At 68.0% G+C, this 14,696-nt stretch carries 18 protein-coding genes and 2 tRNA genes; 12 read left to right on the top strand and 8 right to left on the bottom strand.

What is annotated here, in order from left to right:
- Positions 1-15 precede the first annotated feature (15 nt).
- The 3 genes from BAY61_RS08715 (at position 16) to BAY61_RS08705 (ending at position 2,481) form a co-directional block, all read left to right on the top strand.
- On the top strand, positions 16-360 hold the full coding sequence (locus BAY61_RS08715) for a DUF485 domain-containing protein (protein WP_091794815.1): 345 nt from the start codon (positions 16-18) through the stop codon (positions 358-360).
- Complete coding sequence (locus BAY61_RS08710; protein WP_091794813.1) at positions 357-1,964, top strand: solute symporter family protein; 1,608 nt, start codon at positions 357-359, stop codon at positions 1,962-1,964. Before BAY61_RS08715 ends, BAY61_RS08710 begins: the two co-directional genes overlap by 4 nt.
- A gap of 121 nt (positions 1,965-2,085) precedes the next feature.
- Positions 2,086-2,481: a hypothetical protein gene (locus tag BAY61_RS08705; protein ID WP_091794810.1), complete on the top strand. Its 396-nt coding sequence runs from the start codon at positions 2,086-2,088 to the stop codon at positions 2,479-2,481.
- A gap of 85 nt (positions 2,482-2,566) precedes the next feature.
- Here the strand turns inward: BAY61_RS08705 and BAY61_RS08700 are convergent, their stop codons facing one another.
- Positions 2,567-3,724 (bottom strand): hypothetical protein, encoded by a 1,158-nt coding sequence (locus tag BAY61_RS08700; protein WP_091794807.1) that lies wholly within the window; start codon positions 3,722-3,724, stop codon positions 2,567-2,569.
- A gap of 265 nt (positions 3,725-3,989) precedes the next feature.
- Here BAY61_RS08700 and BAY61_RS08695 point away from each other — a divergent pair, with 265 nt between their 5' ends.
- A complete protein-coding gene (locus BAY61_RS08695; RefSeq protein WP_091798468.1) occupies positions 3,990-5,192 on the top strand; it encodes a cysteine desulfurase-like protein in 1,203 nt (400 codons plus the stop codon).
- Positions 5,193-5,315: 123 nt separating this feature from the next.
- On the opposite strand, the gene BAY61_RS08690 is transcribed toward BAY61_RS08695, so the two are convergent.
- Positions 5,316-5,582: a hypothetical protein gene (locus BAY61_RS08690; protein ID WP_091794805.1), complete on the bottom strand. Its 267-nt coding sequence runs from the start codon at positions 5,580-5,582 to the stop codon at positions 5,316-5,318.
- 91 nt (positions 5,583-5,673) lie between these two features.
- Complete coding sequence (locus BAY61_RS08685) at positions 5,674-6,153, bottom strand: NUDIX domain-containing protein (protein WP_091794803.1); 480 nt, start codon at positions 6,151-6,153, stop codon at positions 5,674-5,676.
- 97 nt (positions 6,154-6,250) lie between these two features.
- Between BAY61_RS08685 and BAY61_RS08680 the strand changes: the two genes are divergently transcribed.
- From BAY61_RS08680 to BAY61_RS08670, 3 genes are all read left to right on the top strand, one after another.
- Positions 6,251-7,120: a TIGR03619 family F420-dependent LLM class oxidoreductase gene (locus BAY61_RS08680; RefSeq protein WP_091794801.1), complete on the top strand. Its 870-nt coding sequence runs from the start codon at positions 6,251-6,253 to the stop codon at positions 7,118-7,120.
- Positions 7,121-7,129: 9 nt separating this feature from the next.
- Positions 7,130-7,570, top strand: coding sequence for a nuclear transport factor 2 family protein (locus BAY61_RS08675; protein WP_170140060.1), 441 nt, complete (start codon positions 7,130-7,132; stop codon positions 7,568-7,570).
- Between the two features lie 133 nt (positions 7,571-7,703).
- Positions 7,704-8,216, top strand: a complete 513-nt coding sequence (locus BAY61_RS08670) for a hypothetical protein (protein WP_091794799.1) — start codon at positions 7,704-7,706, stop codon at positions 8,214-8,216.
- A 197-nt stretch (positions 8,217-8,413) separates the two neighbouring features.
- Here the strand turns inward: BAY61_RS08670 and BAY61_RS08665 are convergent, their stop codons facing one another.
- Positions 8,414-8,971, bottom strand: a complete 558-nt coding sequence (locus BAY61_RS08665) for a hypothetical protein (RefSeq protein ID WP_091794796.1) — start codon at positions 8,969-8,971, stop codon at positions 8,414-8,416.
- A gap of 153 nt (positions 8,972-9,124) precedes the next feature.
- Positions 9,125-9,198 (bottom strand) — tRNA-Gly (locus tag BAY61_RS08660).
- Between the two features lie 82 nt (positions 9,199-9,280).
- On the opposite strand from BAY61_RS08660, the gene BAY61_RS08655 reads away from it, so the two are divergent.
- Positions 9,281-9,354: transfer RNA gene (locus tag BAY61_RS08655), tRNA-Pro, on the top strand.
- A 293-nt stretch (positions 9,355-9,647) separates the two neighbouring features.
- Positions 9,648-10,445 (top strand): hypothetical protein, encoded by a 798-nt coding sequence (locus tag BAY61_RS08650; RefSeq protein WP_091794793.1) that lies wholly within the window; start codon positions 9,648-9,650, stop codon positions 10,443-10,445.
- A 35-nt stretch (positions 10,446-10,480) separates the two neighbouring features.
- Here the strand turns inward: BAY61_RS08650 and BAY61_RS08645 are convergent, their stop codons facing one another.
- Together BAY61_RS08645 and BAY61_RS08640 are read right to left on the bottom strand one after the other, a co-directional pair.
- A complete protein-coding gene (locus tag BAY61_RS08645; RefSeq protein ID WP_091794791.1) occupies positions 10,481-11,290 on the bottom strand; it encodes an Fpg/Nei family DNA glycosylase in 810 nt (269 codons plus the stop codon).
- Positions 11,290-11,763, bottom strand: coding sequence for a ribose-5-phosphate isomerase (locus tag BAY61_RS08640; protein WP_091794788.1), 474 nt, complete (start codon positions 11,761-11,763; stop codon positions 11,290-11,292). Before BAY61_RS08640 ends, BAY61_RS08645 begins: the two co-directional genes overlap by 1 nt.
- 51 nt (positions 11,764-11,814) lie before the next feature.
- Between BAY61_RS08640 and BAY61_RS08635 the strand changes: the two genes are divergently transcribed.
- Genes BAY61_RS08635 through BAY61_RS08625 form a run of 3 tightly spaced genes read left to right on the top strand, consistent with a single transcriptional unit; the run spans position 11,815 to position 13,944 of the window.
- Complete coding sequence (locus BAY61_RS08635; RefSeq protein WP_245866180.1) at positions 11,815-12,672, top strand: MBL fold metallo-hydrolase; 858 nt, start codon at positions 11,815-11,817, stop codon at positions 12,670-12,672.
- A 57-nt stretch (positions 12,673-12,729) separates the two neighbouring features.
- Positions 12,730-13,158 carry a hypothetical protein gene (locus BAY61_RS08630; protein ID WP_143021301.1) on the top strand — a complete coding sequence of 143 codons (429 nt, stop codon included), beginning with the start codon at positions 12,730-12,732 and terminating at the stop codon, positions 13,156-13,158.
- A gap of 18 nt (positions 13,159-13,176) precedes the next feature.
- Complete coding sequence (locus tag BAY61_RS08625) at positions 13,177-13,944, top strand: Rv1352/Rv1906c domain-containing protein (RefSeq protein WP_091794782.1); 768 nt, start codon at positions 13,177-13,179, stop codon at positions 13,942-13,944.
- 37 nt (positions 13,945-13,981) lie between these two features.
- Here BAY61_RS08625 and BAY61_RS08620 read toward each other — a convergent pair whose 3' ends face one another.
- Positions 13,982-14,605, bottom strand: coding sequence for a mycothiol-dependent nitroreductase Rv2466c family protein (locus BAY61_RS08620; RefSeq protein ID WP_091798458.1), 624 nt, complete (start codon positions 14,603-14,605; stop codon positions 13,982-13,984).
- Positions 14,606-14,696: the final 91 nt, after the last annotated feature.

Below are 14,696 nucleotides of genomic sequence, written 5' to 3'. Positions count from 1 at the left end.
ACGAGGAGGTCACCCGTGAGCACCACCGAGCCCTCCACCCATCCGCCTGGGCCGGACCGCTGGGCAGAAGTCCACGCGAGCGCGGAGTTCCGTGAGCTCCGCAAACGCCTCCGTCTTTTCGTCTTCCCGATGACGGTGGCTTTCCTTTCCTGGTACCTGCTGTACGTGTTGCTCGCCGACTACGCGCACGGGTTCATGTCCACCAAGGTCTTCGGCAACATCAACCTCGGCCTGATCCTCGGGTTGTTGCAGTTCGTGACGACCTTCCTCATCACGTGGCTCTACGTGCGCTACGCCAACCGCAAGCTGGACCCCATCGCGGACAAGATCAGGGCTGACATCGAGGGAGATGCGGAATGAGCACTCTCGCCCAGGGCGTCGAAGGCGGCAACGCCGCGCTCAACATCAGCATCTTCGCGCTGTTCGTCCTCGTCACGCTCGTCGTCGTGTTCAGGGCATCCCGCAACACCAAGACCGCGTCCGACTACTACGCGGCGGGAAGAGCCTTCTCGGGGCCACAGAACGGAACCGCGATCGCGGGCGACTATCTCTCCGCGGCGTCCTTCCTCGGTATCGCGGGCGCGATCGCCGTGTACGGCTACGACGGGTTCCTGTACTCGATCGGCTTCCTCGTGGCATGGCTCGTCGCGCTGCTGCTGGTCGCGGAACTGTTGCGCAACACGGGCAAGTTCACGATGGGCGACGTGCTCGCCTTCCGCATGCGGCAGCGGCCCGTCCGCGCGGCGGCGGCGACCTCGACGCTGGCCGTGTCGTTCTTCTATCTGCTCGCGCAGATGGCAGGCGCGGGCGCGCTGGTCTCGCTGCTGCTGGGCATCGACGACGACGCCGGTCAGGCGATCGTGATCGCGGTCGTCGGCGTCGTGATGATCACCTACGTGCTCGTCGGCGGCATGAAGGGCACGACCTGGGTGCAGATCATCAAAGCCGCCCTGCTCATCGCGGGCACGTTCGCGATGACCGTGTGGGTGCTCGGCCGGTACGGATTCAACCTCTCCGGTCTGCTCGGTGCTGCGTCGGATTCGGCAGGCGGCAACTCGGCACTGCTCAACCCCGGCGAGAAGTACGGCGCGTCCGAAACGAGCAAGCTCGACTTCCTGTCACTGGGTATCGCGCTCGTTCTCGGCACGGCCGGCCTTCCGCACGTGCTCATGCGCTTCTACACGGTGCCGACGGCGAAGGAAGCCCGCAGGTCGGTGGTGTGGGCGATCGTCCTGATCGGACTGTTCTACCTGTTCACCCTCGTGCTCGGCTACGGAGCGGCGGCCATCGTCGGCTCGGACACGATCAGCAACGCGCCCGGTGGCGAGAACTCGGCGGCACCGCTGCTGGCCCAGGCGCTCGGCGGGCCGGTGCTGCTCGGGTTCATCGCGGCCGTTGCCTTCGCGACGATTCTCGCCGTCGTCGCGGGTCTGACCATCACGGCATCCGCCTCGTTCGCGCACGACGTCTACGCCAACGTGATCAAGAAGGGCAAGGTCGACAGCAAGAACGCCGAGGTACGGGTCGCCCGTATCACCGCGTGCGTGATCGGTGCCATCGCGATCGTCGGCGGCATCCTCGCCAAGGAACAGAACGTGGCGTTCCTCGTCGCGCTCGCCTTCGCGGTCGCCGCGTCGGCGAACCTGCCGACCATCCTGTACTCGTTGTTCTGGAAGCGGTTCAACACCTCGGGCGCACTGTGGTCGATCTACGGTGGCCTCACGGTGTGCGTCGTGCTCATCGTCTTCTCGCCCGCCGTGTCGGGCAAGGACAACTCGATGGTCACCGGGGTCGATTTCCACTGGTTCCCGCTGGAGAACCCCGGCCTGGTCTCGATTCCGGTCTCGTTCTTCCTCGGCTGGCTCGGCACCGTCCTGTCCAAGGAACACAAGGAGGACAAGTACAAGGAAATGGAAGTACGCGCGCTCACCGGCGCCGGTGCGGAGAAAGCCACGACGCACTGAGGCCATCCGGCCTGACGACACGGGAAACCCACGCCGCACGTCGCGGCGTGGGTTTCCCCGCTTCAGCGGAAAGGTTTCCCCGCAACGACTTCCGGCAACCCGGCGGGGCGAGGAGGCCAACATGCCTACGGAAGCCGTCATCACGATTGCCGTTCTAGGCGCGATTCTCGTCGTCACCATCACACTGCTGTTCCGGCAGCATCGCGTCAGCACCCGGCTGCGCGAACGCTTCGGCCCGGAATACGACCGCGCTCTCGAAGCGGTACTCGACGCGGACCGGTTGCTCACGGCGCTACTCGACGATCGCGGCTATCCAACGGGAAACCACGAGGAACGAGCCGAGGCGCTGTCAGTGCGGCACGCCCGCACGCTCGGCCACTACCGCACCGCGCACGACACCATCGAACGGCACGGCCGCGGCCAAGCCTCCACTGAGGACCTGCGGGACGCGATGGTGCACTACCGCGCCATGATCGAGGAACTACTCGACGACCAGCCCGCGCGAGCGCCGCGCTGACGGCAACCGGACTTCCCTTGCCCCACCGAACGAGCATGACGCCTCGGCGGGGCAAGGGAAATCACGTTGCCCGGCACCGGATTTCTCAGTCCAGCGCGAAAACGGAGTACCCACCGCCCGTGGCGACGACGAGATGGCCTTCGGAGATCGCCAGCAGCCGCCCTCTCGGCCCTTCCCCCCGGGGATTACCGGCCGCGTCGTAGAGGTTCAGCGCGGAGGATCCTCCGCTCACCACGGTCCGTCCGGCGAAGGCTCCCGCGACCTGCCCCGCTTCCACCGCCTTGCCCGACACCTTCGGCTCGCCGTCCGCCGACACGGTCAGCAGCCTGCGATCGGACGTATCGTCGACACTGATGCCGCACGCGAGGAACTCACCGGCCGCGTCGGACGCGCAACCGCTGGCCATCTTCACCCTGGTCAGTTCCTCCCCCGAGACCGTGTCGACGAGCGCTACCCCGACGACACCGGCGTCGTCGGTGACGTAGACGGCGAGGACTCCCGCCGCGACCGGCGTCCTGTTCTCGTCCACATAGGACGATGGATAGCGGTCGGCCAGCGACCACTTCGGCTCGCCCGATCTCAGATCGTAGGCGGCGGTGGCCTGCTTGTCGTCGCCGTTGCCAGCCGCCCTGCCGATGACGACGCCCCCGGCGATCGTGGCCGGGTCGATGCCCTCCTGCCCTTCGCGCTCCCAGGTGACCGCGCCTTCGAGCAGGTCGATGCCCACCGTCCGCACGGTCCCTTCGTCCTCAGTGGCGGAGGGGGCCGCGACCACGACGGCCGACGTGCCGCCCGCCCGCCAGTTCGCGATCGTGTACTCGGGCTCGCTCTCGGGCGCGGCCTTCACCACCGGCACGGTACGCACGACGGAGCCGTCGTCGGCTGACAGCACCGCGAGCCCCCTTTCGGCGTGGTCGTCCCCGGCCTGGCGGTAGTACTCGACGACCGGCCACCATTCGTCGCCGCTACTGATGACGGCGGTCGGCTTGTCCACCTGGTACAGCAACGCGCCGTCACCGCCAGGCAGCTCGTCGAGCGCGCCGACCGACCAGCGCGGGGCACCGGTGCCCGCGTCGACGACAGCGACGCCCTCCGCGCCTCCCTTGTCACCGACACCGTCGACGAGCAGTACGTCTCCCCTGATCTCGGCGTGCGACAGCTCCGAGAAGGGACCGTCCTGTTCGGTCCACGCGGCGGCACCGCCGAAGGTGGTCACCGGCACCGACGGCGGCTGGTCGAGCACGGGAGCAGGCAGCGAAGCGGAAGGGGAACCCCGCGGTCCGTCTTCCGGCCCCGCGCTACAGGCAGTGCCCACGATCAGGACACACGCGACCGCCAAGAGCCGAGATGATCGCAACGACACTGCTTCTCCCCCTCGAAACCCCGCTCGCGCCGTCCGTTCGCGCACGCGAACGGAACGGTCCCACCTCCCGCCCAGGCGGGCAAGGCCATCGCCGCGTGATGAAAGCGCCGTGAAAGCGAACGGGCGAACCGGCATACTCCGTTACATGCCCTACGACGTCACCGCCCTTCGCGGCCACTTTCCCGCGCTCGCGGAGGGAGCGGCCCATTTCGACGGGCCGGGAGGATCGCAGGTACCCGGCGTCGTCGCCGAGGCCGTCGCCGGAACACTGTGCTCCGGCATCGCCAACAGGGGCGCGGTCACCATCGCCGAACGCAGAGCCGACGCCATCGTCGCCGAAGCACGAAAAGCCGCGGCTGACCTGCTCGGCGCGGTACCGGAAGGCATCGTCTTCGGGCGCAGCATGACCGCGCTCACCTACGACTTCGCCAGGACACTCGGCAAGGAGTGGCGCCACGGCGACGAGGTGATCGTCACCAGGCTCGACCACGACGCCAACATCCGGCCGTGGGTGCAGGTGGCCCAGGAGCGCGGCGTGACGCTGCGCTGGGCCGACTTCGACAAGGACACCGGGGTGCTTCCCGCCGAGGCGGTGACCGGGCTGCTCACCGAGCGCACCCGGCTGGTCGCGGTCACCGCGGCGGGCAACCTGCTGGGCACCCGGCCCGACGTCGCCGCCATCAGCTCGGCGGCGCACGCGGCCGGTGCGCTGTGTTACGTGGACGGGGTTCACCTGACCGCGCACTCACCGGTGGACATGGCGGCGCTCGGCGCGGACTTCTACGCCTGCTCGCCTTACAAGTTCCTCGGCCCGCACCTCGGCATCGTCGCGGCGAGCCCTTCACTGCTGGAGACACTGCGCCCCGACAAGCTGCTGCCGTCGACCGACGCGGTACCGGAACGGTTCGAACTGGGCACGCTGCCCTACGAACTGCTGGCCGGCACGACGGCGGCCATCGATTTCCTCGCCGGTCTCGTGGCGGGATCCGGCTCCCGGCGCGAGCGGCTGACCGCTTCCCTGACCGCCGTAGAGGAACATGAGAACGCCCTGCTGCGGATGCTGGAATCGGGGCTCGCCGACATCCCCGGCGTCGTGCGCTACGGGGCGAGGGACCGCGAGCGCACCCCGACGGTGCTGTTCTCGGTCATCGACCGGTCGCCGGCCACCGTGTACCGGGAACTGGGCGAACGTGGCGTCAACGCGCCGGCAGGCACCTTCTACGCGCTCGAATGTTCCCGCTGGCTCGGACTCGGCGACACCGGAGCCGTCAGGGCTGGTATCGCGCCCTACACCACGGAATCCGAAGTGGACCGTCTGGTGCGCGAGGTGGCGAGCATCGCCCCGTAGCCCGCGAGTCCCCCGCCCGCTCGGGCGAGTCCCCCGTCCAGGACGCGGAGATCCGCACTCAGGACAGCGAGATCCGCACACGGACGCGATCACCGCGGCGCTTCCCAGTCGAGGACGCCTCGGTTACTGGATCCGGTCGGCGACGCTGACCCGGAAGTGAAACCGCGACGTGGCACCCGCGACGTTGACGAGGTAGCTGTCCTCCGACAGCCGGTAGATCCTGCGTTCCCCGTCCATCCTCGGGTGTTTCGGGTTGTAGCGGTGCGCGAAGTTCAGCGCGTCCTGCCTGGCCAGCGACTGGCTGGCATACACCCCCGACACCCGGCCGACACCCCAGCGAATCCCGTTGCCCGAGCTGATGCTCTCCTCGATGACGACGACCCACTCCATGGGCTCCCCAGTTCTCGTTGCCGGACGATTCCGGGTGGTGAGATTGGCGAAACGGGCGATCGGTTCCCATCCACAGTGGAGCCTCAGCTGGTCACTGGCGCCCGTTCTCGCACAGCGCGAGCGCGCCCGACTCGACCGACGTCACCGCGACGGCGATGCGCGCCGCGAGCAAGGCTGGAAGCCGGGCGGCGACCTCGTCGAGGGTGAACAGCCCGGCCGACACGATCTCGGGGTCTTCGAGCACGAGGCCGCGAACCTCGTCGTCGGTGATCGGGCCTCCGTCGAAGACGAACGCGAGTCCTTCCCCGAGCATGCTGGTCGTGGACATGTAGTCGATGACGAGCAACCGGCCCAGCGGCCGTTCGAGACCGAGTTCCTCGCGCACCTCCCTCACCGCGGCCGCCCACGGGGACTCGCCCGCGTCGACCGTGCCGCCGGGAAGGTCCCAATGCGATTTGTAGGAGGGTTCGACGAAAAGCAGCCGTTCCGATCCGGCCCTGAACAGGACACCCGCCGACATGCGCTTGCGGTTGAGCGAACGCGCGTACTCGTCGAAAGGCAGGGCCTGCACACCCCCACGCTACAACCGCGCGGGCCGTTCCACCGTCCGCCGAAGAGGCGGCGAGAACCACTGGCCGAGAAAACTAGAACACGTTATAGTCCGGGCCATGAGGTTCACGTTGTCGGTGGCACTAAGTCCCCTCGATCAACTCACCGAACTCGCCATGGTCGCCGAGGAGTACGGATTCGCCTCGATCGCATTGCCCGACTCGCTCTTCTACTCCGAAACGGTGTCCGCCGACTACCCATACACACCCGACGGCAGCCGGTTCTGGGACGAGGAGACACCGTGGGTCGATCCCCTCGTCGCCGCCGCCGCGATGGGAGCGGTCACCAACGAGATCCGGTTCTACACATCGGTGCTCAAACTCGGTTCCCGTAACCCGGTCCTGCTCGCGAGACAGGTGGGCTCCGTGGCCAACCTGACCGGCAACCGGTTCGGCCTCGGCCTCGGCGTCGGCTGGTCGCCGGAGGAGTTCGCCTGGTGCGGAGCGCCCTACGAGCACAGGGGAAAACGGGTCGACGAGGCGATCGAGGTGCTGCGCAAGATCCTCGACGGCGGCATGGTGTCGCACCACGGGCGGTTCTTCGACTTCGGGAACCTGCGCATGAGCCCAGCCCCTTCCCAGCGGGTCCCGTTCTACATCGGCGGGCACACCGAGGTGGCGCTGCGCAGGGCGGCGAGGGTGGGCGACGGGTGGTCCTCGGCGATGATGAAGTTCGACGACCTGCGCTCCACCATCGACCGGCTGCACGCGCTGCGCGCCGAGGAGGGCCGAGGCGCTGAGCCGTTCGAGATCCAGGCGGTGTGCGTCGACCGGTTCGGCGCCGACGGCTACCGGCAGCAAGCCGACATCGGGGTGACCGACGTGATCACGGTGCCGTGGGTGTTCGAAGGACTCGGCTTCGACGCACCGCTCGGTGCCAAGAAGGACGCGATCAAGAAGTTCGCCGACGAGACCATCAGCCACTTCTAGGGAGCAACCGTGTCCATCACCGTGTGCTGGGATACCTCCGCCGAGCAACCGCCCGCCCGGCTCGCCGCGTGGCGGTCGATGAACGCCGTGACGGCGGGAGACAAACAGACCTGGCTCGCGCTGTTCGATCCGCAAGGGACGATCGAGGATCCCGTCGGGCCTTCCATGTTCGACGAGCACGGCGAGGGCCACCACGGCGGCGAGGGCATCTCGGCGTTCTGGGACAAGACCATCGCCCGGGTCGAAAGATTCGAGTTCGTCATCCGCGATTCGCACGCCGCGGGAAACGAGGTCGCCAACGTCGGCACCATCACGACGTTTCTCACCGGCGGGTACCGGGTCGACACCGACGGTGTCTTCGTCTACAAGGTCGGCGATGACGGGCGCATCGTGTCGATGAGGGCGTTCTGGGAAACCGAGCGCGCCATGGCGACGGCACGACCGGCCTGAACCGGAAATAGCGGGCAATCCGTTGCCGTGAAGGACATGTGAGTGCTCTCGTCACCGCGAAAACGAGCCACGGTGCCGCCCCGATGTAGTTGACTGTGCGGGTTCACCGTCAACACGACCTCTGGGGCGACACATGAGCACAACCACGTTCGAAAGCTATGGCGACGAGGCGAAGGCACTCGCGTTCGAGGCGATCGACATGGCGATGGCCGACGCGGAAGCCTCCCCCTCCGGCTACATCCCGTTTGTCCTCGTCGTCGAGGGAGACGGGGAACGGACGATGGTCCGCTGCGTCGACGACGAGAACGACCCGACCGTCGAGGGCGGGGTGGCGCTGGCACGCGAGCAGCTGCGCTCCTACGATCGCTCGACCCGCTGCGTCGCACTGACCTGGGACGGTTACCTGACGCTTGAGGACGACCGGACCGAGGCGGTGTTCGCCGAGGTGTACGAACTGGGCCAGCCGAACGGCGTCGTCTTCGCGCAGCGATACGAACGCGCCGACACCGCGCTCACCCCGATCGGCAACCCGCTGCTGCTGCAACAGCAACCGGAACCGCTGGTTCCGCCGCGCACCTCCGGCAAGGCCGACGCAATCGCCAGGATCAGGGAACTCGCCGAACAGGCGAAACGGGACCAGCGCTGATCATGGCCGACACGGCCGGGTCCGCCGCGACCGTGACGGGACAACGTCGAATTCGACGGTGACCTCGAACCCGAGCCGCCGGGTAGAGCCCGAGATTCGGACTTGAGATATGCGCCGGCACCTGAGTACCTGCCGGGATCCCGCCCACCCGCAAGACCACAACCTGGTCCGCGGTCATCGTGATCACGGGGAGTCGGTCAGGTTGTCGCGCCGGGACTGCTCAACCGCCGCGTGGACTGCCGCCCCCTGCGTGGTGAACCGGGTCCGAGCGCAGCGAAGGTCAGCAGCACGAACCCCGCGGCGACACCGGTCCAGCCCGACGAGACCGCGCTGTCGAGCACCAAGGTGGTGATCGCGCCGACCGCCGAGACGACGATCAGAGTCATCGCGAGCCAGCGAAAGAAGGGCAAGTGGAATGCCCGCGCGAACGGCAGGAAGTGTGCTCCGACAACGAAGACAACCCAGGCCAGGACGGCGTTCGGCCTCTCGAAAACACTGCTGATGATCGCCGCACCCGCTGGGATGGCCACCATCATGGCCATAACCGAGAACCCGTAGGTCCGCATCGCCTTACGGGTCGGTGGCGCGTGATCAGCTTCCGGGCGCCGCCATACGGCAAACCCGAGGCTCGCCACAAAAGCCACGCCGGCCAGGACGCGCCAGAAGAGGGTCGCCGGTATCGACTCGGCGTTGACGAGCACGAATATGGCCCCGGCGATGGCACCGACGATCGAGCCAACAACTCCGGTCCGCATCCGGCAGTGATATCACGGCTTGGCCGCGATCCACAAAGCCAAGAGCCGGAGCCCGTCAGCTAATGGCACGTTAATGGCACGCGACGACGAACGGCGGCCCCCGATGCTCGGGAACCGCCGTTGTGAAACAACCTCTGACCTGCGTGTACCGCGTGGAGCGGGCGACGGGAATCGAACCCGCGTAGCCAGTTTGGAAGACTGGGGCTCTACCATTGAGCTACGCCCGCGTGCGACTGGCAACCAGCCGCTCCGGTAGTGTAGCGGTACACGCTAAGGTGGTCGCACACCGCCCGGGGCGTGGCGGAAAATCGGGATGTGGCGCAGCTTGGTAGCGCATTCGCTTTGGGAGCGAAGGGTCGCAGGTTCAAATCCTGTCATCCCGACAACGAGTCTTGGACCAGCGAGTTTCCTTCTCCGCGAAGGTCGGTGGCGGGCACGGGTCCACACCGGACCGTCGAGGAACCCTTCGCTTACGCGGAGCACCGACACGGCTCGGTCGCCGGTGGGACACCGTGGCAGACTTCCTCACCACCGGCACGCTCGTCGTGCGCGACACCACCGAACTCAACAGGCGGCCGGTGACCTGCGGTTCCACTTTCACGGCACCGTCATCGGGAACCACAGAGCCACCGTCCGCGTTGTCCGTTTTACCGACATCAACAACCGGGAGTGACCCATGGGTACCGCGATCGTCGTGATCGTGCTCCTACTGATCATCGTGGGCGGCGGTGTGTACCTCGTGCGTTCCCAGCAGGAGGCCAAGCGCCGCCAGCTGGAGGACGCCAAGGCCGACGCCCGCCGCTGGCTGGAACGGCTCGGCGGCCAGGTACTGAACCTGACCGGCACCGACACGGCGTCCCAGCAGGCGCTGGCCGACGCGTCGGAACGCTACAACGCCGCGGGTTCGCAGATGGAGCAGGCACAGACCGCCGAACAGGCCAGGCTGGTCAAGGAAACCGCGCTCGAAGGGCTCTACTACGTGCGCGCGGCGCGTGAGGCCATGGGCATGGACCTCGGTCCCGCGCTTCCCGAGGACGCCGAGCGCCAGCGGGCGGGCAAGGTCACCGAGCACCGCGCCGTCGAGGTCGAGGGCCACCAGTACGAGGCATCGCCCGAACCCGGCCAGAACACCCCGCATTACTACCCTGGCGGCCGCGTGGCTGGACGCCCCGTGCCACAGGGCTGGTACAGCGAACCCTGGTGGAAGCCCGCGCTGGTCGCCGGCGCCTGGGGTCTCGGCTCGATGCTGCTGTTCAGCGCGATGTTCTCCGGCATGGCCGGTATCGCCAGCGCCGGAGCCTGGGAATCGGGCTACGACGCGGGACAAGAAGACGCCATGGAAAGCGGCGACGCGGGTGGTGACGGAGGCGACGGCGGTGATGGCGGAGACGGCGGCGGCTTCGACGACGGCGGCGGCGACTTCGGGGGCGGAGATTTCGGCGGCGGCGACTTCGGGGGCGGCTTCGACTTCTGAGCCTTTCGAGGTCCGCAATCGGACCCCGTGACGGATCAATCAGGCTGGCAGGCCGGGCACCAGTACAGGTTCCGGCCTGCCAGTTCTTTGTGTGCCACCGGTGTTCCGCACACCAAGCACGGCAGTCCCGCCCTGCGGTAGACGTAGACCTCGCCACCATGCCTGTCCTGGCGCGGCGCCCTGCCGGTGACCTCGGGAAGGTGCTCGTCGGCGACGGTGTCGATCCGGCCGGAGCGCACGCCGGCCCGCATCAACGCGGCCAGGTCCGTCCACACGTCGTTCCACAGCGCGCCGTCCAGTGACCGGCCAGGCACCATGGGCGCGATGCCCTGCCGGAACAGCACTTCGGCCCGGTATACGTTCCCGACCCCTGCCAGAACTTTTTGATCCATCAGCAGCGCGGCGATCGAGGTCCGCGAGCGGGAAATACGCTGCCACGCCAGTTCGGGCTTCGCATCCGCACGCAGCGGGTCGGGACCGAGCCTCTCCTTGATCGCCTCGGCCTCGTCCTCGGTGAGCAGCTCGCAACGGGTCGGCCCGCGCAGGTCCGTCCAATGTGTCCGGCCGGACAGGCGCATGCGCACCTGCCCGACGACGTCGCCCTCGGGAAGCACCGCCTCGGCGAACGTTCCGTACAACCCGAGGTGGACGTGGACCGTCCCTCGTGGACCGTAGTTGTGAAAGAGGTGCTTGCCGTACGCCTCGGCACTGGTCAGCACCAGCCCGTCGAGCAGCGCGGCCTCGGCGGCGAACCGGCCCTGCGGGCTGGCGACCCGCACCGGGGCGCCCGCATAGCGCCGTTGGTGCAGCTTCGCCAGCCGGTGCAGGGTGTGCCCCTCCGGCATCAGGGCTCCGGCAGTGCCGGGGGCGTCCTCGTGGTCTCGTAGTCCATCACCTGACGGACCCTGCGGGTGTGCCGTTCGTCGGAGTCCACGGGAGTGGCCAGGAAAGCGTCGACGATCGCGGCCGCCTCGTCCTCGGAGTGCATCCTCGCGCCGATGCCCGCGACCTGGGCGTGATTGTGCTGCCTGCCGAGTTTCGCCGTCTCAGCGCTCCACGCCAGCACCGCCCTCGCGCCGGGCACCTTGTTCGCCGCGATCTGCTCCCCGTTGCCGGAACCACCGATCACCACGCCGAGGCTGCCCTCGTCGGCCACGACCCTGCGGGCCGTCTCGATGCAGTAGGCGGGGTAGTCGTCGGCCGCGTCGTAGGCGTAGGGGCCGATGTCCGTCACCTCGTGGCCCTGCGCCTTGAGGTGAGAAAGCAGGTGGGCCTTCAGTTCGAAGCCCGCATGGTCAGATCCCAAATACACACGCACAGCCGGGAGTGTGCCATCCTCGCCACCGGACGTCGCGGCGGAGGTGCCATGATGGCCGCTCGTGACGCCTTTTCCTCGTTGCCGGGTGACCACATGACCGAGGACGCCGACGGACGCTGGATTCCGCTCGGCGAAGGGGTCTTCGCGCGCCGCTACCGGGAACTCGACCTGACGGTCGGGCTCGTCACCGGTTCCGACTCCTGCCTCGTCGTCGACACCAGGGGCGACGCGGCACAGGGTGGCGAACTGGCCGCGGCCGTACGCGAGCTGACGCCGTTGCCGTGGGCCGTCGCCATCACCCACGCGCACTTCGACCACGCCTTCGGCACCGAGGCGTTCCTGCCCTGCGACGTGTGGGCACACGAGCACTGCGCGACCGAACTGGCGGCGGGAGGCACGGCGGCGCGAGACGCGTGGGTCCTGCGTTACCGGCAGCGAGGTGAGCCGGAAACCGCGAACCGGATCGCGGCGACGACGATCGTGCCGCCATCGCGCATCGTGCGCGACGAGGCGGTACTCGATCTGGGCGGCAGGACCGTCCGGCTGTTCCATCCCGGCCCCGCCCACTCGCGGGGCGATCTCGTCGTGGAGGTGCCGGACGCCGGTGTCGTGTTCGCGGGCGACCTCGTGGAGCACGCCCCGGGAGGCTCGTTCACGGCCGAATCGTTCGGCAGCGACACCACGCTGGATAACTGGCCGCACGCGCTGACCGCGGTCGGCGAACGGATCGTCGTTCCCGGCCACGGCGAACCCGTCGGCCAGCCGTTCGTGGCCACTCAGCGGCGCCTGCTCGACGAGCTCGTGACGCTGCGAAACGCGCTGCGCTCCGGCGAGCTGAGCAGCGACGAAGTACTCGCCCGCTCCCTGCTGCCCGCCGACGTCACCCTGGCGGCCTTGCGCTCCGGCTGACCTGTCCGTAACACCGGCGGCCACCCATCCGAGTAATCATCATCGGAGAGGACGACGATGTCGGAGTGGCCCAGCAGCGGAGCAGGCCATAAGCGCAGGTGGCCCTTGGCGTTCGGCGCGGTCGTCGTGCTGCTCGTCGGAATCTCGATCCTGTCGACCAATCGGGGCGGAAGCTCCGACGCCCCTCCCGAACCGGTCGACTACGTGCACGTCGTGCTCTACCGCGTCGAAGGCGACGGGCAGGCCAGCACCGTGAGCTTCATCGTCGACGGCGGTTCCTCGTTCCACGAGGAAAGGAACGTGGCGCTGCCGTGGGAGAAAACGATCCGGCTGCCCAAGGGTGAGCCGCATTCGAAGGTGCAGCTCAACGCGAAGGGGCGGGGCACGATTCAGGTGACCATCCAGGTCGACGGGCAGCCGTTCAAGGACGACAGCGGTTCCGGCGCGGCGACCGCCCGCGGCGACATCGGCACACTCGCGCGCTGAGGGGAGGGAAGGGCCCGCATGTCGAACGACACGCCCCCCGCGAGGCGCGCGCCCTACCTCGTCATCCTGCTCGCCGTGGTGATCGCGGGCGGCGCCGTCGGCGCCCTGCTGCTGTTCGGAACCGGTTCGACGCCACCTGAGGACCGAGCCGAGTCGCCTCCGGCGAGCGCCTCGGCGACGTCCGTCATGGCCAAGACGGTCGTGTACTGCCGGATGGACGAGCAGTACACCGACGCGCGCTCCTACGTCGTCACCGTCGCACTCGACTTCACGCCGGTCTGGCTGGACGAGCCGTATTCGTGCGAGGCCATCCGCAACAGCGCCCCGCTTACCGGCGCCGAAATCCACGCGCTCGCCGCGAGTGGGGACCCCGGTGGCGATCCAGGCCCGCTCTACGCGATGTGTGCCTCGATCAACCCCGAGAATGTGCGCGATACGACGGCGGGACAGCTGCCCGTACTCAAAGGCGCTCTCGCGCTGTGCCCGGGACATCCCCTCGCGAAAGCGATGGCCGACGCCGTCGACCGCGGCGCGAAGGACTCGGAGCTCGAAGCGGAGGGACGGCTCTTCGGCGACGGCACTCACCTGGTCGGCGAGGACATTCAATCTGGAGGCTACGCGGCGCGGGGCGACATCGATCGCTGCCACTGGGAACGCAAGGACAGCGCGGGAAACACCGTCGCCACGAGCGCGGCCGGCGACGCCACCCGCGCGGAGGTCACCATCGCGCCCGGCGACCACTCCTTCACCAGCAAGGGCTGCGGCATCTGGCGTCCCTCGGAATAGCCGGAGGGGACGGTACGCCGCCCCCTCCGTACGGCCCTCAGTCGAAGTTCAGCTCGCCGGTCCTCGTGCGCTTGAGCTCGAAGAAGTCCGGATAGCCCGCGAGCAGCCTCGCGCCGTCGAAGATCTTCACCGCGTCCTCGCCCTTCGGGATGGAGGACAGCACCGGGCCGAAGAACGCGACACCGTCGATGTGGATGGTCGGCGTGCCGACATCCATGCCGACCGGGTCCATGCCCTGGTGATGGCTCTCCCGAAGGGCCTCGTCGTACTCGGTGGAGGTCGCTGCCTCGATCAGTTCGGCGGGCGCGGACACCTCGGCCAGCACCTCCTTGAGGACCAGATCCACGTCCTTGTTGCCCTGGTTGTGGTAGCGCGTGCCGAAGCCGGTGTAGAAATCGCGCAGCACGCCCTCCCCTTGCTTCTGGGCGAGCGCGACGGCGACCCGAACTGGTCCCCACGCCTTGTCCAGCAGCTCGCGATAGTCGTCGGGAAGATCGCGGCCGTCGTTGAGCACAGCGAGGCTCATCACCCGGAACCTCAGGTCGAGGTCGCGGTGCTTCTCCACCTCCAGAATCCAGCGCGACGTGATCCACGCGAACGGGCACACCGGGTCGAAGTAGAAGTCGACACGGGTCTTTTCTTCCGGAACACCTGCGGTCATGAACTCTCCCGAAAATTCGCACACACAGTGCTGCGATGACGTCCTGTAACCGGCAACAGCTCCGGCACGCCGCTTGTTCCCCTTCGCCACG

The organism is Prauserella marina (genome assembly GCF_002240355.1).
In the GTDB taxonomy this organism is placed as follows: Bacteria; Actinomycetota; Actinomycetes; order Mycobacteriales; family Pseudonocardiaceae; genus Prauserella_A; species Prauserella_A marina.
The sequence above is the reverse complement of the archived record's forward strand: the minus strand, read 5'-3'. Positions and strand labels throughout refer to the sequence as shown.

What these genes read in the sequence shown, in the direction of transcription:
- BAY61_RS08710 (WP_091794813.1), top strand. Translation starts at nt 357, where the DNA reads ATGAGCACTCTCGCCCAGGGCGTCGAAGGCGGCAACGCCGCGCTCAAC.
- BAY61_RS08680 (WP_091794801.1), top strand. Translation starts at nt 6,251, where the DNA reads ATGAGGTTCACGTTGTCGGTGGCACTAAGTCCCCTCGATCAACTCACC.
- BAY61_RS08695 (WP_091798468.1), top strand. Translation starts at nt 3,990, where the DNA reads ATGCCCTACGACGTCACCGCCCTTCGCGGCCACTTTCCCGCGCTCGCG.
- BAY61_RS08645 (WP_091794791.1), bottom strand. Translation starts at nt 11,290, where the DNA reads ATGCCGGAGGGGCACACCCTGCACCGGCTGGCGAAGCTGCACCAACGG.
- BAY61_RS08670 (WP_091794799.1), top strand. Translation starts at nt 7,704, where the DNA reads ATGAGCACAACCACGTTCGAAAGCTATGGCGACGAGGCGAAGGCACTC.
- BAY61_RS08690 (WP_091794805.1), bottom strand. Translation starts at nt 5,582, where the DNA reads ATGGAGTGGGTCGTCGTCATCGAGGAGAGCATCAGCTCGGGCAACGGG.
- BAY61_RS08620 (WP_091798458.1), bottom strand. Translation starts at nt 14,605, where the DNA reads ATGACCGCAGGTGTTCCGGAAGAAAAGACCCGTGTCGACTTCTACTTC.
- BAY61_RS08650 (WP_091794793.1), top strand. Translation starts at nt 9,648, where the DNA reads ATGGGTACCGCGATCGTCGTGATCGTGCTCCTACTGATCATCGTGGGC.
- BAY61_RS08705 (WP_091794810.1), top strand. Translation starts at nt 2,086, where the DNA reads ATGCCTACGGAAGCCGTCATCACGATTGCCGTTCTAGGCGCGATTCTC.
- BAY61_RS08665 (WP_091794796.1), bottom strand. Translation starts at nt 8,971, where the DNA reads ATGCGGACCGGAGTTGTTGGCTCGATCGTCGGTGCCATCGCCGGGGCC.
- BAY61_RS08630 (WP_143021301.1), top strand. Translation starts at nt 12,730, where the DNA reads ATGTCGGAGTGGCCCAGCAGCGGAGCAGGCCATAAGCGCAGGTGGCCC.
- BAY61_RS08635 (WP_245866180.1), top strand. Translation starts at nt 11,815, where the DNA reads ATGGCCGCTCGTGACGCCTTTTCCTCGTTGCCGGGTGACCACATGACC.
- BAY61_RS08625 (WP_091794782.1), top strand. Translation starts at nt 13,177, where the DNA reads ATGTCGAACGACACGCCCCCCGCGAGGCGCGCGCCCTACCTCGTCATC.